27 protein-coding genes and 1 riboswitch are annotated in these 25,321 nt (G+C 36.0%); of the genes, 7 read left to right on the top strand and 20 right to left on the bottom strand.

The window, feature by feature from the left end; genetic code table 11:
* Positions 1–259: 259 nt before the first annotated feature.
* The 6 genes from TY13_RS07550 to TY13_RS07575 all read right to left on the bottom strand — a co-directional run bounded on the left by TY13_RS07550 (position 260) and on the right by TY13_RS07575 (position 8,007).
* The gene (locus TY13_RS07550; RefSeq protein ID WP_042473764.1) at positions 260–1,363 is read right to left on the bottom strand and encodes a glycerol dehydrogenase; all 1,104 of its coding nucleotides are present in this window, start codon (positions 1,361–1,363) and stop codon (positions 260–262) included.
* Positions 1,364–1,730: 367 nt separating this feature from the next.
* Positions 1,731–2,780 (bottom strand): 2,3-butanediol dehydrogenase, encoded by a 1,050-nt coding sequence (locus TY13_RS07555; RefSeq protein ID WP_042473768.1) that lies wholly within the window; start codon positions 2,778–2,780, stop codon positions 1,731–1,733.
* A gap of 845 nt (positions 2,781–3,625) precedes the next feature.
* A complete protein-coding gene (locus tag TY13_RS07560; RefSeq protein WP_042473771.1) occupies positions 3,626–4,270 on the bottom strand; it encodes a hypothetical protein in 645 nt (214 codons plus the stop codon).
* Positions 4,271–4,340: 70 nt separating this feature from the next.
* Positions 4,341–4,847 (bottom strand): PadR family transcriptional regulator, encoded by a 507-nt coding sequence (locus TY13_RS07565; RefSeq protein ID WP_042473774.1) that lies wholly within the window; start codon positions 4,845–4,847, stop codon positions 4,341–4,343.
* A gap of 6 nt (positions 4,848–4,853) precedes the next feature.
* Positions 4,854–7,319 carry an ABC transporter permease gene (locus tag TY13_RS07570; RefSeq protein WP_042473776.1) on the bottom strand — a complete coding sequence of 822 codons (2,466 nt, stop codon included), beginning with the start codon at positions 7,317–7,319 and terminating at the stop codon, positions 4,854–4,856.
* On the bottom strand, positions 7,288–8,007 hold the full coding sequence (locus TY13_RS07575) for an ABC transporter ATP-binding protein (protein ID WP_042473779.1): 720 nt from the start codon (positions 8,005–8,007) through the stop codon (positions 7,288–7,290). The genes TY13_RS07570 and TY13_RS07575 overlap by 32 nt, the downstream gene beginning before the upstream one ends.
* Positions 8,008–8,789: 782 nt before the next feature.
* Between TY13_RS07575 and TY13_RS07585 the strand changes: the two genes are divergently transcribed.
* Entirely contained in the window at positions 8,790–9,173 is a 384-nt protein-coding gene (locus TY13_RS07585; protein WP_042473785.1) for a rhodanese-like domain-containing protein, read from the top strand.
* A gap of 195 nt (positions 9,174–9,368) precedes the next feature.
* Here TY13_RS07585 and gcvPB read toward each other — a convergent pair whose 3' ends face one another.
* The 9 genes from gcvPB to comGA all read right to left on the bottom strand — a co-directional run bounded on the left by gcvPB (position 9,369) and on the right by comGA (position 18,177).
* Positions 9,369–10,829, bottom strand: coding sequence for an aminomethyl-transferring glycine dehydrogenase subunit GcvPB (gcvPB, locus tag TY13_RS07590; protein ID WP_042473788.1), 1,461 nt, complete (start codon positions 10,827–10,829; stop codon positions 9,369–9,371).
* A complete protein-coding gene (gene gcvPA / locus TY13_RS07595) occupies positions 10,822–12,168 on the bottom strand; it encodes an aminomethyl-transferring glycine dehydrogenase subunit GcvPA (RefSeq protein ID WP_042473790.1) in 1,347 nt (448 codons plus the stop codon). Before gcvPA ends, gcvPB begins: the two co-directional genes overlap by 8 nt.
* Positions 12,169–12,218: 50 nt before the next feature.
* Positions 12,219–13,304: a glycine cleavage system aminomethyltransferase GcvT gene (gene gcvT / locus TY13_RS07600; RefSeq protein ID WP_042473792.1), complete on the bottom strand. Its 1,086-nt coding sequence runs from the start codon at positions 13,302–13,304 to the stop codon at positions 12,219–12,221.
* 165 nt (positions 13,305–13,469) lie between these two features.
* Positions 13,470–13,563: riboswitch (glycine riboswitch) on the bottom strand.
* A gap of 169 nt (positions 13,564–13,732) precedes the next feature.
* Entirely contained in the window at positions 13,733–14,245 is a 513-nt protein-coding gene (locus TY13_RS07605) for a shikimate kinase (protein WP_042473795.1), read from the bottom strand.
* A 370-nt stretch (positions 14,246–14,615) separates the two neighbouring features.
* On the bottom strand, positions 14,616–15,059 hold the full coding sequence (locus TY13_RS07610) for a ComGF family competence protein (RefSeq protein WP_042473797.1): 444 nt from the start codon (positions 15,057–15,059) through the stop codon (positions 14,616–14,618).
* 273 nt (positions 15,060–15,332) lie between these two features.
* Positions 15,333–15,770, bottom strand: a complete 438-nt coding sequence (locus TY13_RS07620) for a type II secretion system protein (RefSeq protein ID WP_042473803.1) — start codon at positions 15,768–15,770, stop codon at positions 15,333–15,335.
* Positions 15,767–16,084: a competence type IV pilus major pilin ComGC gene (gene comGC, locus TY13_RS07625; protein WP_042473805.1), complete on the bottom strand. Its 318-nt coding sequence runs from the start codon at positions 16,082–16,084 to the stop codon at positions 15,767–15,769. The genes TY13_RS07620 and comGC overlap by 4 nt, the downstream gene beginning before the upstream one ends.
* 22 nt (positions 16,085–16,106) lie before the next feature.
* On the bottom strand, positions 16,107–17,177 hold the full coding sequence (gene comGB / locus TY13_RS07630; RefSeq protein WP_042473807.1) for a competence type IV pilus assembly protein ComGB: 1,071 nt from the start codon (positions 17,175–17,177) through the stop codon (positions 16,107–16,109).
* Positions 17,158–18,177 (bottom strand): competence type IV pilus ATPase ComGA, encoded by a 1,020-nt coding sequence (gene comGA / locus TY13_RS07635; RefSeq protein WP_154661559.1) that lies wholly within the window; start codon positions 18,175–18,177, stop codon positions 17,158–17,160. Before comGA ends, comGB begins: the two co-directional genes overlap by 20 nt.
* A 429-nt stretch (positions 18,178–18,606) precedes the next feature.
* Here comGA and TY13_RS07640 point away from each other — a divergent pair, with 429 nt between their 5' ends.
* Together TY13_RS07640 and TY13_RS07645 are read left to right on the top strand one after the other, a co-directional pair.
* On the top strand, positions 18,607–18,849 hold the full coding sequence (locus TY13_RS07640) for a DUF2626 family protein (RefSeq protein WP_042473810.1): 243 nt from the start codon (positions 18,607–18,609) through the stop codon (positions 18,847–18,849).
* Between the two features lie 136 nt (positions 18,850–18,985).
* Positions 18,986–19,393 carry a hypothetical protein gene (locus tag TY13_RS07645; protein WP_042473813.1) on the top strand — a complete coding sequence of 136 codons (408 nt, stop codon included), beginning with the start codon at positions 18,986–18,988 and terminating at the stop codon, positions 19,391–19,393.
* A gap of 42 nt (positions 19,394–19,435) precedes the next feature.
* Here TY13_RS07645 and TY13_RS07650 read toward each other — a convergent pair whose 3' ends face one another.
* Positions 19,436–20,083 (bottom strand): MBL fold metallo-hydrolase, encoded by a 648-nt coding sequence (locus TY13_RS07650; protein WP_042473817.1) that lies wholly within the window; start codon positions 20,081–20,083, stop codon positions 19,436–19,438.
* Positions 20,084–20,249: 166 nt separating this feature from the next.
* Here TY13_RS07650 and TY13_RS07655 point away from each other — a divergent pair, with 166 nt between their 5' ends.
* Positions 20,250–20,429, top strand: a complete 180-nt coding sequence (locus TY13_RS07655) for a DUF2759 domain-containing protein (RefSeq protein ID WP_042473820.1) — start codon at positions 20,250–20,252, stop codon at positions 20,427–20,429.
* A 122-nt stretch (positions 20,430–20,551) separates the two neighbouring features.
* Here TY13_RS07655 and TY13_RS07660 read toward each other — a convergent pair whose 3' ends face one another.
* From TY13_RS07660 to rpmG, 4 genes are all read right to left on the bottom strand, one after another.
* Complete coding sequence (locus TY13_RS07660; RefSeq protein WP_042473823.1) at positions 20,552–22,456, bottom strand: LTA synthase family protein; 1,905 nt, start codon at positions 22,454–22,456, stop codon at positions 20,552–20,554.
* Positions 22,457–22,719: 263 nt separating this feature from the next.
* Complete coding sequence (locus TY13_RS07665; RefSeq protein WP_042473826.1) at positions 22,720–22,926, bottom strand: YqgQ family protein; 207 nt, start codon at positions 22,924–22,926, stop codon at positions 22,720–22,722.
* Positions 22,923–23,510 (bottom strand): 5-formyltetrahydrofolate cyclo-ligase, encoded by a 588-nt coding sequence (locus TY13_RS07670; RefSeq protein WP_042473828.1) that lies wholly within the window; start codon positions 23,508–23,510, stop codon positions 22,923–22,925. Before TY13_RS07670 ends, TY13_RS07665 begins: the two co-directional genes overlap by 4 nt.
* Positions 23,511–23,592: 82 nt before the next feature.
* Positions 23,593–23,742, bottom strand: coding sequence for a 50S ribosomal protein L33 (gene rpmG / locus TY13_RS20105; RefSeq protein ID WP_008408521.1), 150 nt, complete (start codon positions 23,740–23,742; stop codon positions 23,593–23,595).
* A gap of 194 nt (positions 23,743–23,936) precedes the next feature.
* Between rpmG and TY13_RS07675 the strand changes: the two genes are divergently transcribed.
* From TY13_RS07675 to TY13_RS07685, 3 genes are read left to right on the top strand one after another with little or no spacing between them, the layout of a single operon-like run.
* Positions 23,937–24,320 (top strand): hypothetical protein, encoded by a 384-nt coding sequence (locus tag TY13_RS07675; RefSeq protein ID WP_042473832.1) that lies wholly within the window; start codon positions 23,937–23,939, stop codon positions 24,318–24,320.
* Complete coding sequence (locus TY13_RS07680) at positions 24,317–24,829, top strand: hypothetical protein (RefSeq protein ID WP_042473834.1); 513 nt, start codon at positions 24,317–24,319, stop codon at positions 24,827–24,829. Before TY13_RS07675 ends, TY13_RS07680 begins: the two co-directional genes overlap by 4 nt.
* 19 nt (positions 24,830–24,848) lie before the next feature.
* Positions 24,849–25,319 carry a glutathione peroxidase gene (locus TY13_RS07685; RefSeq protein ID WP_042473837.1) on the top strand — a complete coding sequence of 157 codons (471 nt, stop codon included), beginning with the start codon at positions 24,849–24,851 and terminating at the stop codon, positions 25,317–25,319.
* The last annotated feature ends 2 nt before the right edge of the window (positions 25,320–25,321 follow it).

A 25,321-nucleotide genomic window follows, 5' to 3' on the forward strand; every position in this document is an offset into this window, starting at 1 on the left:
AGACACTATCTTTCCTTAACACTAATATGTTTCCTTAAGGAAAAATATATGCTATAACGAAAGAAAATGCAAGCTAAAATATTAAATATTTATTGTGTTAAGCATTTTTTGAAACAATTCGATATAGGACCTTCTCAATATCTACAAGGAAAATACACTGTACAAACTTCCGCTAAATCTAGATACAAAGGTCAAACAAAATAAAAAGCAACCACATCTCTGCGGCTGCTTGTGCATATATAATGCTTTAAAAGAAATACTAATTTTGATAATGTTCTGCTAATGCATTTGCAGCAATTATCGCTTGATACACATCATCAGGAGTAACTGGATGTGGCATATTTTTCATGGTATCACCTTCAGCACATGCAGTTTCAGCAACTTTTCTCCATTCTTCTTCTCGAAACTCATCCAGACCAAGATCACTTAAAGTTAATGGTAAACCAATCTCTTTGATAAATTGAATTACATCTTCAATTTCCTCTTTTGGTGCACTTTCTAAGACAAGCTGTGTTAAAACACCAAATACTACTTTTTCACCATGTTGTGCACCATGAAGTGATGGAACAGCAGTCATTCCATTATGAATAGCATGTGCAGCAGCTAAGCCGCCAGCTTCAGCACCTACACCACTTAAATAAATAGTCGCTTCAATTATATTTTCAACTGCTGGTGTGGATATACCCTGATCAACTGCGATTTTTGCTTGAAGACCATATTCTATAATGGTGTCATAGCACATTTTAGCAATTCCTAGCCCTGATAAAGTTGGTTTTAAATTCACCAAATTATCACCATTTTTATGATAACATGCACGTGCTTCAAAATAAGTTGCGAGTGCATCTCCAATCCCAGCTACAAAAAATCGTGTCGGTGCAGCAGATAATATTTTAGTATCCGCCAATACAATATCCGGGTTTGATGGTAAAAACAAATAACGATCAAATGAACCATCAGAATTGTAAATAACCGAAAGTGCTGTACATGGTGCATCGGTGGAGGCTATTGTTGGGAAAATTACTACTGGTAAATGCTCATAATAAGCAGTTGCTTTAGCTGTATCTAATGTTTTTCCCCCACCAATGCCAACAATTACGTTTGCTCCCGATTGTTTGACCATTTCACGATGTTTATCAATTTCCCCCTGCGTAATTTCGTAATTAAATTTTACAAATTCACTTTTATATCCTGCACTTTCAAAGGATTTCCCCGCTTCTTCCTTGGCACGTTCAAGAATAAACTCATCGCATATTATATAGGCATGGTCACCATAGATCTTTGTATAATCTGGTAATGTTTCTAGTAAATTTTGACCCACTATAAATTTTTTAGGTGATGTAATGGATTTTGGTGTTTTAAACATTATAAGTCCCCTTTACATTTAGATTCTTTCATAGTTATTTCCTTTAAACACAAAAAGTATTTATCAAAAAGTTAAACAACTTATATATAATGAGGGAATATTACAAAAATAAGGAGTATTATCTTATTATAAAGCAATAATCATTAACAAAAGAAAGGCTGTCTAAAAGTCTAAATCTCCTTTGATACAATAAAAAATTCAGCTTTATATAATTAAAAAAAACGTTACAAAACCGAATGTTTTCATCCTTTTGAAGAATTCTTACATTTTGAACATTTCAATCAAATAGCAAAAGTTGCCCGAAAAGCAGGCTGATATACCGCTTTTCGGACAACTTCTTTTTTTACGTTTTATATAAATAAATGAATTACATTTCTCCACTTAATTTAACTAAAATTTTAGCTTGAGATTTGTCATTTGTTAATGCTTCAAATCCTTTTTCTACGATATCATCTAGTTCAATTTGAGAAGTAATGATACCTTGTGGTTTTAATTGTCCAGTACCCATTAAATCAACTGTTTGTTGGAATGAAGTTGGTGTATAAGCAATTGTCGAAGTAACTTTAACACCTGTGTTCGTTAATTGCATTGGATTCCATTCAATCGAATGAGCAAAAATTGATACGATAACAACAGTACCACGAGCACGAGTCACATCAATAGATGACTTAAATGTTGGTGCAACACCTGCTACTTCAAATGTAACGTCTACCCCATCTGGAACATGTTGTTTCACCGCTTCAACTGGATTGATTTTTCCAGAGTTAAATACTTCTGTAGCGCCAAGTTCTTTCGCTTTTTCAAGACGTGTTTCAGATAGGTCAAATACGAAAATTTTACTCGCTCCAGCCGCTTTAGCTGCAATTGTTGTTAATAAACCAATAGGACCAGCACCAAAAATAGCAACTGTATCACCAAATTGCATACCGCTTTCTTTTATTGCTTGTACAGCCACCGCAGTTGGTTCTACTAAGGCACCATCTTGTAAAGTTAATGTATCCGGCAATTTGTAAATATTATGCTCTGGCGCGTTTGCATATTTAGTAAAACCGCCATCGCCATGTAATCCAATAAAACTAAAGCCATCATAGCTATCAATGTCTTCTGGTTTGTTACCGTGTGTAATTGTAGGATTGACAACTACTCGATCGCCTACTTTGTATTTTGTAACTGCTGGTCCAACTTTCTCAACAACTCCTGCAAATTCATGCCCCATAGTAATTGGTGCTACCTCACCTGTTAATTCATCTGGTGCATCCACTGGAACAAATACAGGTCCTTCTTGATATTCATGCAAATCCGAACCACAAATACCAGCCCAAGCTACACGAACTGTTACTTCATTGTCTTTTAGTGGTTTTAACTCTCTTTCTTCTACTCGAATATCTTTTTGACCATACCATACTGCTGCTTTCATTTCTTCTGCCTCCCAAAATCAACATTACTTCGAATTCTTTTATTTTGAATTCGAGATAAATATAACTCTTCATTTAAATTTCGTCAAACTTTAAGGCCTATGGGCAAGAAATATAGCAAGGCATTGTTTTATAATCTACTTCAACGCCGCAGTATTCAATGCTGAATAAAGTGACCAATTTGTTATGGATTAATTACCCCCTCCCGATTTCTTTCGAGTTTGTGAGAGAAATCTCTTCAAAATCTGTGACAATCGCAGAGACGTTGTTGCCACAAGGGTATAGCCTGAGTCAGCGAGCATTTGTACACCTACTGAATTATAGAATACAAAATATAACATTCATCTGACTGCTTACGGTATAGTAAACATTTACTCCTGTAGATACTATTCGCAGCAATTGCTGCATCAAGATAATAAAGTTATTGAATTTTGATTAAGAAAAGCTAAGAGCCTTACTACATTCTACGTAGCAAGGCTCTTTAAAGTTGTTACAAATTACATCCATCTGTTTATATAATACTTAAAAAATGAATAATAAAGGTGTTTACTTCTTATTGAACTAACGCATCTGTTCGTTTAAGTGTAACTCTTCACAATCACTTGATATTATATAGGTGAATAGAAAGATAAATTAAAATTTAGTTTAGTAGTTGTAAAAATAGGTTATTTATATTATACTTTTATAATTTTTGAGAGCGTAAAATATTGCGATGATTTATACCGACTTGAACGTAAGTTTAAGCACATGTCTCCAGAGAAACGTCGAAAACAATCGTTGAAAAGTTTCTGGATTGGGTTGAAATAACTTGTATATGCCATAATTATGCGAATTTTGAGGTTCAAACTTACTTATTCCCTTTTTTAGGGAACAATGTATAAGACCATGAATAAATAAAGTCAGCAATAAATACAATTCCCCAAATTACACCTATTGCAAACGCAGCATCATTTGGATAAGGTGATCCTTTAGCATTTTCATTTCCTAACCACGAAAAATCACTTAAGTACATCTTTATTTCTGCAAAACTTTCTGTACCAATTACCCACAGAATAGCTTGAACTGTAATGAACAAAACTGAATGAATATAGGATGATACACGATATTTCTTTGCAATATATTTAGGATTATTATTTTTTTCAATAATCTCATAATCTTTATCAGTCAATAATTCAACGCCACGTAACTTTCCAATTTTTTTACGCATCCAACGATCCAATTTAATAAAATCGAGTATACCAAATGTAAAAGCATAAATGATAAAGATGATAATAACGATTTGAAAAGTTGATATTTCTCCTGTTTGACGATAGACATACAGTCCGAGTAACCCTTCAATTATCAACAAAAACAGAAATAAAAAAATAAACATTAGGCTAAATCGAGGTTTTTTTAAAAAATAGCGAAATATACCGAATAAGATCAGAGATCCCAATGACAATACCTCTATAGAGATAAACAATTCCCAATTATAATCAAGGATAACATCCAAAACATTTTCACTCCCCTTCAAAAGATTGAATAACGGCAAAGGTTTTAAAAGAGAAAACCTTTACCTAGAATTATAGTCTATTTCGATTTTCAATTTGATTTATCCAGTTTAAATCTGCTTCTAAATGCAAGAGGGTACCAGTGATTAATAAATACCTATTCTCGTCACCTTGAAGAAGAAATTCCGTTTTAAATTTAGTCAATTCCATGACATCTTTCATTATCATCGCTTTTTGTTGATCAAGCATTTTCTTTTCTTGTTCGAAATCAATCTTACGAGCACAGCTCCATTTAAAATGAAAGTCTTCTTTAGTAGAATGATATGGTACAGGTTCCAGTAACCAATTTTCCAACTCTTTTTTACCTTCCATAGTGATTTCATAAAGTTTTCTTTCTTGGTCATCCATTCCTATAGATAAGACAAGTTGATCACGTATTAGACGGTCTAGAGTCGTATAAATTTGACCAGGATTAATTTTTCCTTTAGCTCCCAGATGGGATTCTAGCTCTAGTTTTAATTCATACCCATGATTTTTTTGTAGAAATAGCAGAGTTAATATTCCGTACTTAACCGACATAATTGTTTAACCTTCTTTGAGTGATGATATAATATTTATTTTACTAGCTGTAGTACTAGAAATCCAGGAAGCAAGGAGACTTAGAGAAACACCAGCAATCAGCGCCAGAATAATATTCCCTAAAGGTAATTGAAAAGATATAACCCCTCCCAATAGTTCGGATTGGCTAGTTGTATAAAGTAAAACTACACCCGAAATTATACCACCAATAACCCCCGACAGTCCTATAAGTAAACCTTCTCCAATGATCATCTTTTTAACTTGCTGTTTCGTAAAACCAAGCGCTCGCATTGTCCCTATCTCAGTGGTGCGTTCCAACGTATTCATTAATAAAGTGTTTGCTGTACCGATACTAGCTAGTCCAATGATTAAAACTAACATGATTAAAATCAACTCATTCATACCGATTAATGCCGAAGTAGTTGATTTAATTTCATCTTCTACTGTTTCTACTTTTGAGAGATGAGTGCTGAAATCCAACCATAACTCATTACGTAATTGTTCACCAGTATATCCGTCCTTTAAAGTTAATAATACGTCGAAATTATTCGCCCAACCAAATTTATTATTTAAATGATTCTCATCCATAAATGCAACATAGCCTGAGTAATTCGATGTTTTCACTACATCAAGGACTTCAAGTTGTTGTTTACCAGAGGGTGTATTAATGTAAATATATTCTCCTATATTTCCCCCCCATTCATCAAAAGCTCTTTCGCCGAGGATAACAGATGGTTCCTTTGCAAGTTCATAATATAAATTGTCTTTATTAGAACTTTCAAATAAGGTGGGGCCTTCTTCATCTACAGCAAAAATGGAAAACTGTCTCTTCTCCCCATTAGTGTTTACCCATGTAATTGGCGTAGCTTCCGTTAAAGAATCAACATTTACAACAGCATCATACGATAGTAATTTTTCTATATCCTGATTAGACCAAGGTGATTCTGATGAAACTCTCAGGTCTCCTCCATACGTATTCCTGATTTCATTTTCATAACCTTCAGGTGCGGATTCAATAACAGCACTTAGTAATAATATCACTGCAATCCCCACAGCAAGAATAGCAGCAGTATTAGCATTTCGATTTAATTGTTTTGTAAGGGTTTGCGTTGCCAGACTACCAGAGTAGCCGAAGATTAATTTTAAAATAGGTTTAAATATCCTGCTTACACCAAGTAACAATAATGGAAACAACAAAATGATGCTTACTAAAATCGCTAAATAAGAGATGGGATGATTGATAAATACAAAAGCAAGCAAGCCAACACCTAGAACTGCCCTAACTATGTACAGGCTTCTCGATGATTGGGTTTGATTTGCCATTTTTAATGTCAATAACACAGAGGTTTTCCCCGCATTGTAAATAGGAAATAATGAAGATACAACAGGAAATAAAATTCCAACTACTACAGCTATTAATGCAGGTATTTTCCAATTTAATGTGTAAACCATGTCAAATTCAAATACGCTTAGTAAAGTTTGCATAAACATATCCCCAAGCCAAATTCCCATAGGCACCCCAACAGCTGTACCTATTAGCCCCAACAATAGTACTTCAATTAGAATAAGTCTGGAAACAGAACTTTGTAGATATCCGAAACTTTTCATGATTGCAAATTCCTTTTTTCGTTCCATAACACTTGTATAAATCATATTAAAAACAATGAATCCGCTAATAAACATAGATAACCCAGCAATTAAGTAAAAGAACGTATATAGTCCTCCTATATCATTACTTTGCCGATCATCCGCGACAACTGGTTGTACATATACATTTGAATTACGAAATTCTTCCTGAAGAGATTGAAAAAGTTTCTCTCCTTCTTCAGTTGTTTGAAATCTTACATAGGAAAGTTTGTCCTCCATACCAGTCCATTCTTGTAGCAATTCAAGTGGAGCCATGATTCGGAAGCTGGTTGATTCAGCACGCTCCCAGTTACTTGGACTTGCAAGCAACTGCGTATATTCAACAATGGCGGAAACCTTAGCTTCTCCCAAATCGGTAAACCTAATTGTATCCCCTACTTTTTTATTTAACAGATTTGCAACAGCTTTTGGTATTACCAAACCTTCATTATCCAAACTCCCTTCGATAACAGGAAGTTTCAGTAAAGAACTGCTTTGATCATTCACGCCTGTAATTCGGACGGATCTTTGATTTAAAGATTGATCACCCTCCAGCTCAAAAAAGGCTTGTTTATCAAGTGCAAGCATGGTTTCCGTCACAATTGGGCTAGTTAAAACTGACGAAACCACATCCTCAGAGTAAGTATGTTCATCGCTTAGAACCCAATAATCCGCATTTGCCACATACATTTCTTCATAATAATCGAAAACATCATTTGTTGTTTTGTCTGCAATAAGCATTGATGTTACAAAAGCTATACCTAAGATTATCCCAAGCAGGGAAATGAAAAACCTTTTTTTATTTTGTGTTATATTACGCCATGAAATTCGCCACATATTTAGCATAATCATCACCCTTTCTAGAAATCACTTGATCAATAACACCATCCTTAAAAAGAATAATTCGATCAGCAAACCCAGCTGCGAAAATATCATGCGTTACCATGATGATTGTTTGATTATTCTCTCGATTGAATCTTGATATTAATCCGAGTATTTCTTCGGCTTTACCTCTATCTAAATTTCCTGTTGGTTCATCGGCTAATAGAACAGAAGGGTTATTAACTAACGCCCTGGCTATAGCAACGCGTTGTTGTTGACCGCCACTCAGCAAATTAGCACGTTTCCGACCAAGTCCTTTCAATCCGACAGAATCAAGTAGTTCTATAATAATTTGGTTCTTCTTTTTTGTTAAACTACCATCTGCATGAAGAGGGAAAGCTATATTTTCTTCTACACTTAACGTAGGGAGTAGCTGGTAATTTTGAAAAATAAAACCGATATACTTTCTACGAAATATCGTTCTTTCTTTTTCCGTCATATTACTTAAATTACTTTGATTTATTACTATATCTCCTTCAGTAGGGACATCAAGACCCCCTAAAAGTTGTAGTAATGTGCTCTTTCCAGAACCACTTGGCCCCATTACAGCCACAAATTCGCCTTCTTCAATGTTTAAATCAAAACCCTTCAAGACTTGAGTTCTTTCTTGCCCCTGTATAAATTCCTTTTTCAAATTTCTAACTTTAATCATGTTTTAATTCCTCCTATCCTTTCGAAATCATTATATACTAAGTATATAATATATGGAAGTAAATTCATTTAAATTTCATTATAAATTATGTGTTTTTTATAAAATCCCCCTAAATACAATGTATACTTAGTATACATTGTACTTAAATATTGTGTAATGATAATAAAGTCGATACTTATACTTCATTACCATTTTTAATTCCTATACATGCCGCCAAGCTGGAAAGGAATAACTAAGATGAAGTACTTTAAATCTGCAAAAGAGCCTGAAATTTATTATTATTTTATGCAAAGAAGGAAAAGCCTTGGATGTATCGCCATTAGTATTACAATAGCTATGGAAGCGTACAGAAAAAAGTAGCTTCAAAACCGAAAAAGCAGCGTTGAAAGCCCTTCTAGAAGTAAAGGCTGCCACGCTGCGAGGTGAAACGAAACATATAGAATATGATAACTTAAATGTCGCTACATGGATCCAAAGATTTCATACTGTATTTAAAATTGCTATTAACGCAGCAGTTGAAGAAGAAATACTTCAACGGAACCGATTTACAAGAATAACAATCACAAATCCAAATGATACAACTGAGCCTGCTATGGACATGTGTTAAAAGAATTAAAGCATAAATCAGTCACGCTATTTAGCCAAAGTCTAAGTAAGTGGGGCTAAATGTGGGGCTAGTTTTTTAAACAACAGTTAAAAACACCGTCACACCAACGCTCACTGTACATTTATTCTATTATCTTTTATAATAGATTGTGGAAATAGAAAGGGGTTTACTTGCAGTGAAAATTCTTATTACACTACTTATTGTTGTGGCTGTTATTGCTGTTTATATTTTGATTAGCTCAATGCGTCTGAAAAAAGCAGTAACGAATTTAACACAAGAAGAATTTATTCAAGGCTATCGCAAAGCACAATTAATTGATTTGCGTGAAGCGAAGGAATTTGATGCTGGGCATATTTTAGGAGCACGTAATATTCCGTCAACACAGCTTAATGCACGCTACAAAGAAATTCGTTCTGATTTACCAGTGTATTTGTACTGTCAAAATACTGGTCGCAGCGCACGTGCAGCACTAACGTTGAAAAAACGTGGATACAACCAAATTTACCAACTTCAAGGCGGTTTCCGTACTTGGACAGGCAAAATTAAATCAAAAGCATAATTACAAAACAAGCTAGTTTCATGCGAACTAGCTTGTTTTTTTGGTTTTTATCAGCGCTTTTTAAGTTTTATCGGCGAATTCTGTCAACATATCGGCGCTTTTGGAATTATATCAGTGAATTTCACAAATATATCAGCACTTTACAAAAAGCACATAAAAGCTGTCGGGAAAAACTCCCGACAGCCTTCTTAAACATTATTTTGTATAACGAAGTACCGGTGTACGAGCTGCACGTGCTTCATCTAAGCGTGATACAACTGTTGTATGTGGTGCTTCTTGAACGATTGTTGGATTTTCTTCTGCTTCTTTTGCAATTTGAATCATTACATCGCAGAATGCATCTAACGTTTCTTTTGATTCTGTTTCAGTTGGCTCAATCATAATACCTTCCTCAACGTTAAGTGGGAAGTATACTGTTGGTGGATGGTAGCCAAAGTCAAGTAAACGTTTCGCAATATCAAGTGTACGTACGCCAAGTTTCTTTTGACGACGACCAGATAATACGAATTCGTGCTTACAATGACGGTTGTATGGTAAATCATAAAACTCTTCTAAGCGACGCATCATATAGTTTGCGTTTAATACTGCATATTCTGTAACAGCCTTTAAGCCATCTGGGCCCATTGTACGGATATACGTATACGCACGTACGTTAATACCAAAGTTACCGTAGTATGGCTTCACGCGACCAATTGATTGTGGACGGTTGTAATCGAAGTGGAATGTTCCATCTTCTTTTTTCACTAAAACTGGCTTTGGTAAGAATGGAATTAAGTCCGCTTTTACCCCTACAGGACCTGAACCAGGACCACCACCACCGTGTGGACCAGTGAATGTTTTGTGTAAGTTTAAATGTACACAGTCGAAGCCCATGTCGCCAGGGCGAGCTTTTGACATAACAGCGTTTAAGTTCGCGCCGTCATAGTACACTTTTCCGCCTACTTCATGGATAATTTTCGCCATTTCGATGATATTTTCTTCAAATAGACCAAGTGTGTTTGGGTTAGTTAACATTAATGCTGCTGTATCAGGACCTACAACACGACGTAAATCTTCTAAGTCTACTAAACCATCTTCACCTGATTTAATTGTGATTGTTTCAAAGCCTGCAACTGTTGCTGAAGCCGGGTTTGTACCATGTGCTGAGTCAGGAACGATTACTTTATTACGGTGACCTTCGCCGTTTGCTTCATGGAATGCACGAATCATCATTAATGCTGTCCATTCACCATGAGCACCCGCTGCTGGTTGTAATGTTACTTCATCCATACCTGTAATTTCTTGTAATGACGTTTGTAAGTCATATAATAATTCCATTGCACCTTGTACTGTTGACTCATCTTGTAATGGGTGCACGTTAGCAAAGCCGCTGTAGCGTGCTACTGCTTCGTTAATTTTTGGATTGTACTTCATCGTACATGAACCTAATGGGTAGAAGCCTGAGTCTACACCATGGTTACGACGAGAAAGGGCTGTGTAATGGCGCATAATATCTAATTCAGATACTTCTGGTAGCTCAGCAGCCTCTTCACGCACATAGCCTGCTGGTAATAAATCTGCTAAATCTAACTCTGGAACATCAAGTGGCTCTAAGTTATAGCCAACACGACCTGGTTTTGTTAATTCAAAAATGAGTGATTGGTTTTCGTTATGCATTGTAAGCCCCCATCTCTGCAACTAATGCGTCAATTTCTTCTTTTGTACGTAGCTCTGTTACAGCGATTAACGCATGGTTTTCTAACTCTGAATACACACGACCTAAATCGAAACCACCGATAATGCCTTTTTCAATTAAGCCTTTGTTAATTTCAGTAACAGATTTTTTCGTTTTTACAACGATTTCATTGAAGTGTGCACCTTGGTAAGCAACTTCAAAGCCAGCTGCTTCAAAAGCATTTTTCGCGTAGCGTGTTTTCACAATATTTTGTTTCGCTACTTCTTGAATACCTTGTTTACCAAGTGCTGTCATTGCTACAGAAGCTGCAAGTGCAAGTAGCGCTTGGTTTGAACAAATATTTGAAGTCGCTTTATCACGACGAATATGCTGCTCACGCGCTTGTAATGTTAATACATAGCCACGACGGCCTTGTTCGTCCACTGTTTCACCAATTAAACGACCAGGCACTTTACGCATTAATTTTGTTGTTACTGCAAAGTAACCACAGTGTGGGCCACCGAAGTTTTCTGAAATACCGAAGACTTGAGCATCACCTACTGCGATATCTGCACCAAGCTTACCTGGAGGTGTTAATACACCAAGTGCTAATGGGTTTGCAGATACAACAAATAAGCCTTTTGCATCATGCGTGATTTCACCAATCGTTTGTAAATCTTCAATTTGGCCAAAGAAGTTTGGATATTGTACCATGACTGCTGCTGTTTGATCATCAACTAAGCCTTTTAATGCCTCGATATCAGTTACACCATCTTTTGTTGGTACTGTAACAATTTCAATTGATTGCCCATATGCATATGTTGTTACAACATCTTTGTATTCTGGGTGTACTGCACCTGATACAAGAATTTTTTTACGACGTGTATGGCCTGCTGCAAGCATACCTGCTTCTGCAAGTGATGTACCGCCATCATACATAGATGAGTTTGCTAAATCCATGCCTGTTAATTCTGCAATCATTGTTTGGAACTCGAAAATCGCTTGTAGCTCACCTTGTGAAATTTCTGGTTGGTATGGTGTGTAAGCTGTATAGAACTCAGAACGAGAAATAACATGGTCAACAATTACTGGTTTGTAGTGGTTGTAAACACCAGCACCTAAAAACGATACGTTTGCTGCTGTATCCTTATTTTTCGCTGCAAGTGCTGCTAGCTCTTTCATTAATGCTGCTTCTGATTTTGCTTCTTTAATGTTGTAAAGCCCTTGGAAGCGTACTTCTTCTGGAATGTCTGAGAATAATGCATCAATTGAATCAACGCCAATTGTTGCTAACATTTCTTGTTTGTCCTGTTCCGTCATTGGTAAATAACGATGTTTCATGAGAACCCTCTTTTCAACTATTATTTTGTTTCAATTCACGAGGCGGCTTCTTAACGCTTATAAAAAGGTTTTGCCACTACAACAGCTGGCACTAATTTACCGCGAATTTCAACTTCAATTTCTGTTCCGACTTCAGTAAATTCTGTATTTAACAACGCCATGCCAATGTTACGTTTCGTTAACGGAGACTGCGTACCTGTAGTGACTTCACCAATTTCTACGCCATCTTTAAACACTTTGTAGCCATGGCGAGGAATGCCTTTACCAATCATCTCAACACCAACAGATTTACGTAATAAGCCTGCTTCTTTTTGCGCTAATAATGCTTCTTGGCCGATAAATTTCGGTTCTTTTTGCAACTTTACTGCAAAGCCAATACCCGCTTCTAATGGTGAGATATCTTTTGAAAGCTCTTGACCATAAAGTGGTAGACAAGCTTCAAAGCGTAATGTATCACGTGCGCCAAGACCTGTTGGAATAACATGCTCTGACTCTAAAATTTTGTGCCATAAAGCAACGATTGCTTCTGGTGAGCCGTAAAGCTCAAAGCCATCTTCACCTGTATAGCCGCTGCGTGATACAAGCACTTTGTGACCTGCAACATCTACATTGTCTTGGAATTTGAAATATTTAATTTCTTTTAAATCTGTTGCTGTTAAAGTTTGTAGAACTTCTTCTGCTAAAGGTCCTTGTAGTGCAATTTGAGCAAATTCGTCAGAACGGTTGTTGATTGTTACATCGCCCTCTGCATGCTGCATCATCCACTCATAATCTTTTTCAATATTAGCTGCGTTAACACATAATAGATAACTATTTTCAGATAAACGATACGTCAATAGGTCATCAACGATACCGCCCGACTCATAGCACATTGCACTGTACTGTGCACCACCAACTGCTATTTTGGAAATATCATTTGATAAGATTTTTTGTAAATATGCAAGGGCATCTGCGCCTTCTACAAAAATCTCTCCCATGTGCGACACATCAAATAAACCTGCTCGATTGCGCACTGCATCATGCTCATCTTTAATCGATGAAAATTGTACTGGTAATTCCCATCCACCAAAGTCGATTGTTTTACCACCATATTGTGCATACGCATCAAATAGCGGTGTGCGTTTTAATTCTGCCATTTCTCGTTCCTCCTCACATTAATTACATCAAAAAAAGACAGACGAATCCCTTGTATCGGAATTCTCTGTCCTTGCACCTGAAAGTTACACCTACTATTGATTCATCTCACATATGTAGGCTTTCCCCTTTGGTGGCTACTTAAATAATAGCGCTCTCCAGAGTTGCGTCCTGTACGAGTCTTTTTGCCTGAGAGATTCATAGCTTAAGCTACTTGCTCCTTCGGCGACGCCACTTCACGTTCTCTCCCCGCACAATCATCCGCAGTTATGATGTTTAAAATAGAATACTAATCTACAAACTACTCCGTCATGTCCTTTAAAAAGAATAGACACTATCTAAGCCATATCCTAACATTAGATGTGATAAAAACGCAATCATTTTTTAAATTTATATTTAAAACCGAACATTTTTGATAAAAATACATTTATCATTCGCCTTTTAAGCGTTTTACTTGAAAGCCGATATATTCCACAATAAGGCGAAGTGTTCTTCCGGCTGTTAATACTTGTATATGCCCAACTTCCTTGTAAAATTTCCGGCGCTCCAAATATAGCTGATGTAATTGTTCTTTTGTAGAAATTTGAACAATTGGCCGATTTTTATCATTTTTTATGCGCATATATATATCTTCAAAAGTTGCATCAAGGAAGAACACCAGGCCTGTACGACGCATAATTTTGCGATTTTCTGCATTTACAGATACACCGCCACCCGTTGCGATAATACATGCTTCATCGCGGAAGTTTTCTAAAAATTCAGTTTCCAACCGACGAAAGTGTGCCTCCCCATACCTCTCGAAAATTTCCGGTATTGTCATACCTTGTTGTCTAACAATTTCCTTATCCATATCATAATAAGGCATTTTCAAAAAAAAGCTCAATCTTCGCCCTATGGCACTTTTGCCACAGCCCATAAAGCCTACTAAATAAATTTTGCGCATTACCTTCACCTTCTTATCACATCAAAATCAATTATACCTCAACTAACCCTTTTTCGAATTTTTTCGAGTTAGCTATGCCTAGAATCGCCAACAATTACTCAATCAACATAATATCAGAAACGAGTTCGCCGTGAGCATTTGTTGTGCTTTTTAGACAAGGCACCTTCCATTCAGCGAAATCCTATCATTTGCTGAACAAAGGTCAATCTATTCACCAATTTTCGTTAGTATGTTTATCGTAGCACGAACATTGACGAATTCCAACGAATTATATACATTTAGCTTAGATTGATAATTTGTGGCGTATGTTATACATAATCCTGTGACAAAAAATAACAGTATTATTGCGATAGGAAACAATGCTCCTCGCTCATTTTTCAGGTGGGACAATAAACGTTCTCCCCTCTGTTGTGCCATCTACCAATTGTGCATTTAACACCAGATAGTTATTTATTTTTTTAAAATTCAAAGAGGCAACACCTACAAATAATATTTCATTTCCTGAATTTAAGCGTACGCGAATCGTTTCACTTGATTTACTAATATAATGATTTAAATTTCCTTGCATAATTTGAATTTCCGTTCCTCCGTTTCGCACCAAAACCTGATCAGCCGTCACAATAAAGCTTTGTAAATCTATAATAAACATTTCCCAAGTAGCTTCTTGTACAGAACTATTTTTATAAAGGGGCGGTATATATAAAATAATTAATAATAAAATCTTGGAGAACAACAGTAATGCCAAAAGCTGAAATAATGCTTCTGAAAATGTAAAACCGCGTTGATTCCAAATACCTTTTACAAACCTATGCATTTTTGTCGCCTCTCCTTTGTATTATTAAAATCAACGCATATTTCCCCATCTTTATAATGCCAGTCATAGGCTATTTTTTGAATTATGATTTCACCACTTGTAACCCCATAAAGCTGCACAAGCCGAGCACCGTTTAACGCTGCTTCACTAGCATGAAGCTCTAGTTTTTTATTATATAAGTTACTTTGTAAATAAGTACTAAGAGGTAGCAACGTACTTGCAAAAACAAAGATAATAACTAAACCTAGCAAAGTATCTACAAGTGAAAATCCTTTATTGTTCTGAAAGAAGTCGCATTCTCCCCTTTCCTAGATTAATTGAGTATATTGTTCGTCGCTCCCCCATTAGAAACTCTATTTTCCCAAAGTTTATGATTGTTCCATACCCAGTAAATTCAATACGTGTGTTTGTCGTGTAAATATTTGCGGTGATATTATCTGGAAATTGTCTTGCAATAAGCAATTCATCGTAACGTTGAAAGCACTGTAACTCTTTACCTCCGTTAATCCAGCATCTAGATGTCAAGCCGCTTTCCATTGACAATGTTTGCATTTCAAGTAAATCCAGCTCAAACTGCTGTATTGTTTTCTCATAAATATCAAGCTGCATTTGTCGAAAGGAAAAAGTGACTACAAAAAAGCTGATTAATGATAGAATTGCTAGTACAAATAGCATTTCTATAAAAGTGAAGCCTCCTTCACGACGTATCATCCTCCCTCACTTTTTCCTACAAGCATCACTTTACCTTCCGCGTCAATCGTCACAAGCTCACCACTTGGGCATTTTGCCTCCTCACTGTCAATATATTTTTCACTAAATAAATCGCTCACTGTCGGCGTGGTCATATGATCGATTTTATATGCTTCTACTTGCCCCTGAAGCATTGTCATATAGGCTGAGCATCCTTTGCTATCAATTGAAGCGAAGTGTTTGGTTACATTCGGGATTGTCACTAAAATTAATATAGACACGATTAACAGCACGACTAACATTTCCACTAAGGTAAAGCCTTTTTCATTTTTCAATTGTTCATCCCTCCAAGCTTTATCAAATAACCTCAAGCATTTTATACATCGGCAATAAAATGCTTAAGTAGGCTGCAATAATACATGCTGCAATAACTAAAAATAGTATTGGCTGAATAAGCTGCATTGTACTTTGTATAATATTTTCTAGCTTTTGATCTAGCAAATCTGCATATATTAGCAATTCACGTCCGAGTAGCCCGCTTTTTTCTCCATGATCGATAAATTGTTCAAAACGAGGAAAGAAGAAACCAATAAGCAAAATTGTATGTGCTAAACTATCGCCATAAATAATTCGTTTACCAATACGCTTTGCGATGTAGGCAAGCTGTGGTTGAAGCTCTTGTTGCTCCAAATAAAGGAGTGATTGCTGTAGTGACATACCGCTTACTAATAGATCTCCTAATGAACGTGCAAATTGCCTTGTTATAATTAAGGTCCAGAAATAGCGTAGTATAGGTATTTTTAATAAAATGGCTAATTGTAAATCTACCCTTTTTTGGCGGATGTAGATTAACGCAACGATGGCTATTACACTTAGACAAAATGCTAGAATAATAAAATAATCTGGGACATGTAGGAAAAACTTTGTCCATTGAACTGTAGAATTTTCAACTTGTGTAGTTCTTGAATGCAGCATTTGTTCGATTGTAGGTAAAAAATAGAGGCGAAACGCAGTAAATAAGGAAATAATAAAGATGAAGAGCAGTATTGGGTATAACAGTATTTTTATAAAACGCATTTTTATTTTTTCTCGAAAAACCATCTGCTGTGCAACAATTTGAAGAGTATTTGCTAGGTGGCCCGTTGCTTCTGCCAGTTGAATTGCTATTAAAAATTGCGGCTTAACACCTAATTGACGCAAAATAACCGTAACACCCTGTCCTTTTTGAAAGCAGCTATCTATTAGCTCTTGCCAATATTTAAAATCTTTCACATGATAGGGTAGCAGCATCGTAATACAATCTGCGAACGTGTAGCCCTCTTGAAGTAGCTGACTCATCCTCTCTATCAATTCTGGGAGTCGTTTCACTCGAATTTTCTTGCGAATAGCAAATTGTAACAGACGACTATCAATGCGTAATATGTGCATAAGACTGTCCTTCTAGCTGATATAGCTGATGTTCAAGTGTGTGGTTATAATTAAGCGAATACACTTCGCCATGTGCTATGGCAACAAAAGCCTCATATAAATGAACATCGCTTAAAAGTTCAAATATCGCTTTGCGTTCACTCTCTATCCCCACTTCAATAAGTGTTTGGGCAATAATACCAACTGTCGCTTGACGCAGCTCATCAAGCGATACGCCTAAATCCATTAATCGATATAAGCAATTAACCGTATTTTTAGCATGAACAGTTGATAATACTAAATGCCCACTCAATGCAGCTTGAATGGCAATTTTCGCGGTTTCAGTATCACGAATTTCACCAATCATTATAACGTCTGGCGAATGTCGTAAAATGGCTCTTAATCCTTCTGCATACGTTACACCTGCTCGTTCATTGACTTGGATTTGTATAATTTGCTCATGATTTTTCTCAACAGGATCCTCCAATGAAATCACATGGCGTTTTAGCTCTATACAGCAATAATGAATTAAAGAATAGAGAGAGGTTGATTTACCGGAGCCAGTCGCACCGCAAAAAAGTAACAAGCCTTGTCTATTTTGCACAAGCTGTTCTATTTTCTTGGCTATTGCTGTATCATGGCTTAACTCCGCAAGTGGTAATGTCATATTTTGTTTTAAAATACGCATAACTAAACTTTCATTACCTAACACTGAAGGCAATGTTGATATTCGAAAGGCATAAACAGTTTGCTCTATTTCTTTTTGAAAAGCACCACTTTGTGGCTTACGTTTTTCACTTATATCGAGTGCAGATAAAAATTTGTAATACGTAATAATCCTCGTTGCTAACTCCTGTGGAAGCTGCCCTTTCGCATACATTTTTCCATACTTCCGAAAAACAACACTATAGAAACCATTTGCTGGGGATAAATGAATATCAGATGCACTAAAGGCCAAAGCTTCCTCAATTAATTGCTCGCTTTTTTTCACAACAATTGATTCTGTTTCTATGCAACACACCTCGCTTTCTATTTTTCACTAACTAGCTATCTTAGCGTCATTATAGAAAGGAAAAAGACATCTGAAAAGCCGTTTTACTAAAATAAATTTTTGACCTACTTTTTTATGTCGATATTTTAAATTTCAACACTTTTCCCCTATGCTTTATATATTTCACACATCGCATACAGTGGATTACCGATGCAAGTAGAAATTTAATTAAAAGAGGATTAATTGAAATATTATGCCGATATATGCACTTAGTTTATCAACCACATATTGTGGGCATAATTCATAAAAGAATAGCATTTATAGATTTTCATTTTCAGAAAAAAATGTACACTTCTTTGTCACAAAGAATGTAGAAGTTCCAGTTTACTTTCTTTAGTGAAATCATTTATAATGGATTGGAGAAGATTGTATTTGTATATAGAAGGAGGGGAATTACACATGAGCAATATGTATAAAGTTATGGCTTTCTGGACAGGTATTTTCACTGTTTTATTCTATTTAGGTGATATGTATGAGGTTTCGCTATTATTCTTAGGTAATACTGGATTATTCTTATTATTAGGCTTCTTAAACCTTTCAGAGCGCATGTATATGTACATTTTCGGTGCTTATTTAACTATTTTCTTCGCAGGTTTCACATACTACACAACATTTATGCACGTACCTGGTGGAGGACATTAATCACACAGTTAAAGCCTCACTAAATATTAGTTAGGATTTAAGCGTGGACAAAGTAACTTACTTCGTCCACGCTTTTTTATTACCTTAATTTTCAGCCACCCAATTGGCAGTGCCACTTGTTGATGGAGGGATTTGGATGAGAACAATATTGATAATTTGTTTTGCACTTGTTCTAATCGGCTGTCATGCTGAATCAAGTGAAATTATTACATTGGATGAAGTTATGGATGCATTTGAGCAACATGATCTTGAACTAACTAAAACAAAGAGAAGCAAAAATAGTATCCTCGGTACAAAATTAAATGGTGTAAAACCTAGCGCATACTTATTAGATAATAAATCAATATATATTTATACGTTTCATTCCGCTAGTGATGTACAAGAAGCATTAGAAGAATTTAGGGATAAAAGCGCTCCTATGAACTTGGTTTCTTTTACTGTTTATACAAAAGATAATGTGCTAGTCTATTACGTTCATGCACAAGATTTAGCAATAATCAATGACATTGATCCAATCATAAAAGAAGCATTAGATGGCTTATAAAAGCTGAAAAGGCTATTCAGACTTTCTGAATAGCCTTTTACCTTAAAAACCGTTCAAAAATGGGTTCGTTTCCATTTCAGTGGCTGGTGTTGTATAGTCACCATGCCCTGGATAAATAATTGTGTCTTCTGCTAATGAGAGTAGCTTGTCATGGATAGACTGCAATAACACTGGCATTGACCCACCGATTAAATCTGTGCGTCCAATACTCCCCTCAAACAACGTGTCCCCTACAATTGCAAAGCCCTCTTCTTCAAAAATATAAGAAATGCTGCCTGGCGAATGACCAGGTGTAAATACTGCCTTAAACACAAAGTTCTCAATATTGAATACTTGCTCTTTTCGAATAATATGCTCTTCTTTTGGCTTATCTACAACATAATTCGGTAATTCAGCATACTTGCCTGAGCCATTTTTCATCGGATCTGCTAGCCAATCTACTTCCTTCTCGTGGACATAGACAGGTATATCAAATGCATCGCGTAGCTCATTAACTGCACCAATATGGTCAAAATGCGTATGCGTTAAAAAAATCGCTAATGGTTTTAATTGATTTGCCTTAATTTCACGAATTAGGCGTTCACCCTCTTCACCAGGATCAAAAATTAGGCATTGCTTATTAATATTGCTTACAATATAACAATTTGTTTGTATAGGTCCAAGTGGATATGTACGTGTACTTAATTTCATTTACGAAAACCTCCGTTAACTTTGCAGTTGATTCCTTTTAAATTGTATACGAAGTTCAAACAAACGTCACTTTTTCCGCTCGACAAAAGGCATAATAAGTTTTACAATAGAGAAGGAATATTGTTTGCGACATTCATTTTCTGATGTCGAAAGGAGTGTCTTTTTAATGAACTTATTAATGGTTATTTTCGGTTTAGTGGCTATTTTTGCTGTAGTTGGTACATTCCAAGCAATTAAAGAAAAAAATCTTCTAGGTATTGTTTTCAACCTAGGTGCAGCAGCAATCTTCGGATGGTTTGTTGTGATGACTGTTCTTAATGCTGGATACCCACCAAAAATTCACTAATAGCTAATAAAAGGACGAGCTGCCGTTGTAAAACGGTGTAAGCTCGTCCTTTTATTTTTCTATCTCAAAACAAAAAATTGCCCGGAAAGCGGCATATTAGCCTCCTTTCCGGACAACTTCTTTTACTCTTTATCTTTAGAGCCTTGCATTAAATTCCCTGTCTTTGAATCATAGAAACGCAGTAAATCTCCATTAATAATGGCATCTGAATAACCTAATTCAGTTGCTGCGCTTTCGATTAATGGCTCACATGCGGCAATATCAATTTGCTCACCAGTAGCTCTATCGTAGCACGCGTCGCTTGCGTAGACTACTTTATCTGTAATAAAACGACCATCGCGGAAAATAACAGCGTCTTCACGATCCTCTGAGAACAGATCCGCACCAAGCTGCATATCCTTCGAAGTGTCAACACCCAATAAGTGTAAAATCGTAGGACGTAAATCGATTTGACCTGCAACTTCATCCATAACTCGACCATCATTTGAACCTGGAATATGGATAAATAATGGTACAGATTGCAATAAAGCATTGTCATAAGGCGTAATTGCTTCCTTGCCTAAATACATAGCCATTGCTTTATTATGGTTTTCAGAAATACCGTAGTGATCGCCATACATTACGATAATTGAATTATCATATAAACCTTTTTCCTTTAAATCATCGAAAAATAGTTTTAATGCCTCATCCATATAACGAACCGTTTGGAAATAACGGTTTAAAGTACCTGAATTTGATGTATATTCATCAATCATTATATCCTCTGGATCAAGATAGAATGGATAATGGTTTGTTAATGTGATAAGACGTGAGTAAAATGGCTGTGGCATTTCAGTCATATGCTGTGCTGATTGCTGGAAGAATGGAATATCCTTCATACCCCAGTTAACCGCTTCACCTTCACCAACTTCATACGAATTCACATCATAAAATTTCTGGATATTAAATGATTGGTAAATCATATCGCGATTCCAGAATGATTTATTATTTGGGTGCATCACATTTGTAAAGTAACCATTTTCACCTAAGCGTTCTGCCATAGAGTTATATGTGTTACCACCATGTGTAAAGAATACTGCCCCACGACCTAAACCGAATAAAGAGTTTTCTAAAATAAACTCAGAGTCAGATGTTTTACCTAATCCTGTTTGATGATAGAAATTATTAAAATAATACGTATCTTTATCTTTTGTTAACGAGTTTAAGAACGGCGTTACTTCTTGGCCATTCATTTCATTATTAATAACAAAGTTTTGCAATGACTCTAGTGACACAACAATTAAATTACGTCCAGCATATTTACCAAACATTTCAGCATTTGGTTCAGCTTGATTTGCACGTATATAGTTGTTCACTTCAACAAGCTCACTACCATCCGCAAGCGCTCGCTGTGCAGAAGATTTAGATTGAATATAAATATCATATAAATGATAGTTATACGTACCGATATTTTTTACTAGTAGCTCACGGTCAAAGCTACGTGTTAAAAGCTGTGGACGCTCTGTTTCTGCAAGTCCTAAATTTAATAAAAGCATTGCCGCTGCTAGTACAAAGTAAGCGTGGCGCACATCTTTGCGAATCGTTAATTGCTCATTCAATTTAGGAGCAAATTTCAACAATATCACTATGAAAATAACATCAATAAAGTAGAATATATCCCAAACATTAATAATAGCTAATGCAGATGTTCCTAAATCACCAAAATTGCTCGTCTGGAACAATACTGGTAATGTAATAAAATCATTATAGAAACGATAAAAAGCAACGTTTCCATATAGAACAATCGACAATAGGAAACTCACGATTAAAATATAACGATTGCGAGTAGTCGATTTCTTGAAAAATAGCGATAACCCATAAGCAATTAATAGGAAGCTTAATGGATTAATCCATAAAATAAAATATTGCATGCCATTTTCAATCTTCATATCAAAGCTTGTTTGATACACGATTACTGTTTTAATCCATGTAGCAATAATTGCAAAAGCTAGTATTGAATGTTTAGGCCATTTATTAATAGAACTCATTCCTCAACATCCTTTCTTATTTTCCGAGCCTGTACCTTAGATTTTTTATGTTCACATTTAATTCATCAGCCACACCGCTGCGTAATTGAGAAAAACTTTCATACCTATTCCCTGTTTCTACTAAAATGAAACAAAATCTATCTTAAGGCTTTTTATAAAATTTCGCAATAAAAAATCGTGTATTAGCAAATAGGCAGAATATTGCAGTCAAATACATGATTTTTTGTTGTCTTTTATTAGTACGTTTATTCCCAAAAAAAGTTTCACCCTTTTTTCTCCAATTGCAGTCTAGATGCTTCTTGACGAATTAATAACATCGCAGTTTGAAAGTCGCGCGGCTCCAGTACATTAGCCTTATACAACTCTCTTATCTCATCTTCCATTAGCATTAAATCACCAAGACGATCCGTCGTATAAATATATGTGCCGTACTGTTTTAATAATTCATAAATATCAATCATCGATTTCATATTAGTGGCTCCTCTCGATTTGCTAGACAATTAATGGATTCCGTTTCTGTAATAATTGTATGAACAGGAATATCATGAGACTCAAATGGCACCTGCTCAGTTATTTGCTCACTAAAAGCTAGTGCAAGCAAAGTCCCTTGATAGCCAGGTAAGTATCTATCATAATAGCCTCCACCGTAGCCTATGCGATATCCTTTTTTATCGAAAACGATTCCTGGCACAATAATAGTATCAATTGTATCTCGTTCAATAATCTCCGTCATGGCAGGAATCGGTTCTCTTAAATCCATATAAACGGTTTCTAATTGAAAAAAGCCTTCAATCGAATAAAATGTCATCTCTCTCGTTTTCGGATGACACTTTGGTACAGCAACTACTTTACCTTGCTGCCACAGTGCTTCAATGATTGCAATTGTATCAACTTCAGGCTTAGATGAAATTGTAACAGCAATCGTTTTCCCTTTTTTAATAGAAGGCTGCTGCATTAACTGTTTCCCGATAGCGATTGAACGCTCTCGGTAATCTGTATAAGAAATTGTATCTAATTGGCTACGTACCTGTTGACGCATTAATTTTTTATCCATTGTCATTCCTCACTTATAGAAAGTTACCTCTATATTTAAAGTAAAAAGCCAAAACCACACGGGGCTTTGGCTAATTGAGCAATTACTTCGTTTCACGGTGAAGAGTGTATTTCTTCTCGCGAGAGCAATATTTTTTCAGTTCAAGACGCTCTGGATTGTTACGCTTGTTCTTTTTAGAAATGTAGTTACGTTCGCCGCAATCTGTGCAAGCTAAAGTAATGTTTACGCGCATTATTAACCCTCCCACTCTTAATTAAGAATAAAAAATATGAGCATGATTTATACGACTTTCCCATTATAACACAAACCGAAAAAAAAGCTAGTATCATTTCATATTAAGTTACTCTATGTTAAAATAAAAGGAAACTTCAGTCAGCAAGAGGTTTTTCAAGTACATAGAAACTGAAATGGATTGGAGAGTTCAATGTGGAATTATCAACTATTTTAATGATTATCGGTATTTTTTGTATTATCCTTTCCCTATTTTTACGAGATTCAGCAAAAAAAGTAGAAAAAGAAGTAGAAGAATTGTCGATTACAATTTTCCAAGAAACAAATCAATTAAAGCGCCGTTTAAAAATTGTTGAAGAGGAATTAATGCTTGAGCCCAACTTTCAAGTAGCAAAAAAGAAGCAGACCCAATTTGCTCCAGCAAATCATACACGAACAGCTCAGCCTATCAATAGCATTTTAGTAAGCCAAGTACTAGAGCTTAACAAGCAAGGCTTAGCAATTCCTGAAATTAGCAGGCTTTCAACGTTACCAGAAGAACAGGTACGCCAAATCCTCGCAACAGGAGGGAATATATGAAAACCTTTTTAAGAGCATTTGGAATTGCCCTATTTTTAGTTGGTGCACTCCTTGTTATCGGAAAGCAGCTACAGCTTCCCGTGCTGAGCAACGAAGCGACAAGCTTTGACACAAAAGAGCAGGAAACACGCATTATAGAACTAGAACAGCAGCTAGCAAACGCCAATGCAAAGGTTGCTGAATTAGAGCAAACAATTGCCAAGAACGAGCAGGTAGAAAAAGAAGCTAACAAACCTACTGCTGACAACAACAGCTCAGAGGAAGTCACATCTGAAACGGATAACTCTATTGTGAGTGGAACTGTTTTGATATATGAAGGTGTTTCTATATATGATATTGGGAAACAAGTTGAGGATTTAGGGATTTTAGAAAACGGACGTGAATTAGAGCTATTTTTATCTAAACGCGAATATTCACGCTCAATCCAAAAGGGACAATTTGAGCTTAACTCGTCCATGACATTGGAACAAATGGCACGTATTTTAACAGGCAAAAAAGCACTGCAATAATATTGGGAGGAATTTACCTATGACAATTTACGATATTGAAGTAACAACAGATACAGGGGAAGTCCATTCATTAGCACGATACGAGGGAAAAGTATTATTAATTGTCAACACTGCTTCAAAATGTGGGTTAACAGGTCAATTTGAAGAGCTTCAAGCACTTTATAGTAAATATGCCGAACAGGGACTTGTTATATTAGGCTTTCCTTCCAACCAATTTAAGCAGGAGCTTGGCACTGCCCATTTAGCATCAGAAGCCTGTCGCCTAACATACGGCGTTACATTTCCAATGCACGAAATCGTTACAGTTAACGGAGACGCAGCACATCCATTATTTAAGCTGTTAACTGAGGAAACAAAAGGCTTACTCGGCAAAAGTGTCAAATGGAACTTCACGAAATTTCTAGTCGATCGTGACGGGCAAATTATCAAACGCTTTGCCCCAACCGATAAGCCATTGAAATTGGAGGAAGAGATTGTAGGTTATTTATAATT

Origin of the sequence: Bacillus ndiopicus (assembly GCF_000612805.1) — a bacterium.
GTDB lineage: Bacteria > Bacillota > Bacilli > Bacillales_A > Planococcaceae > Metasolibacillus > Metasolibacillus ndiopicus.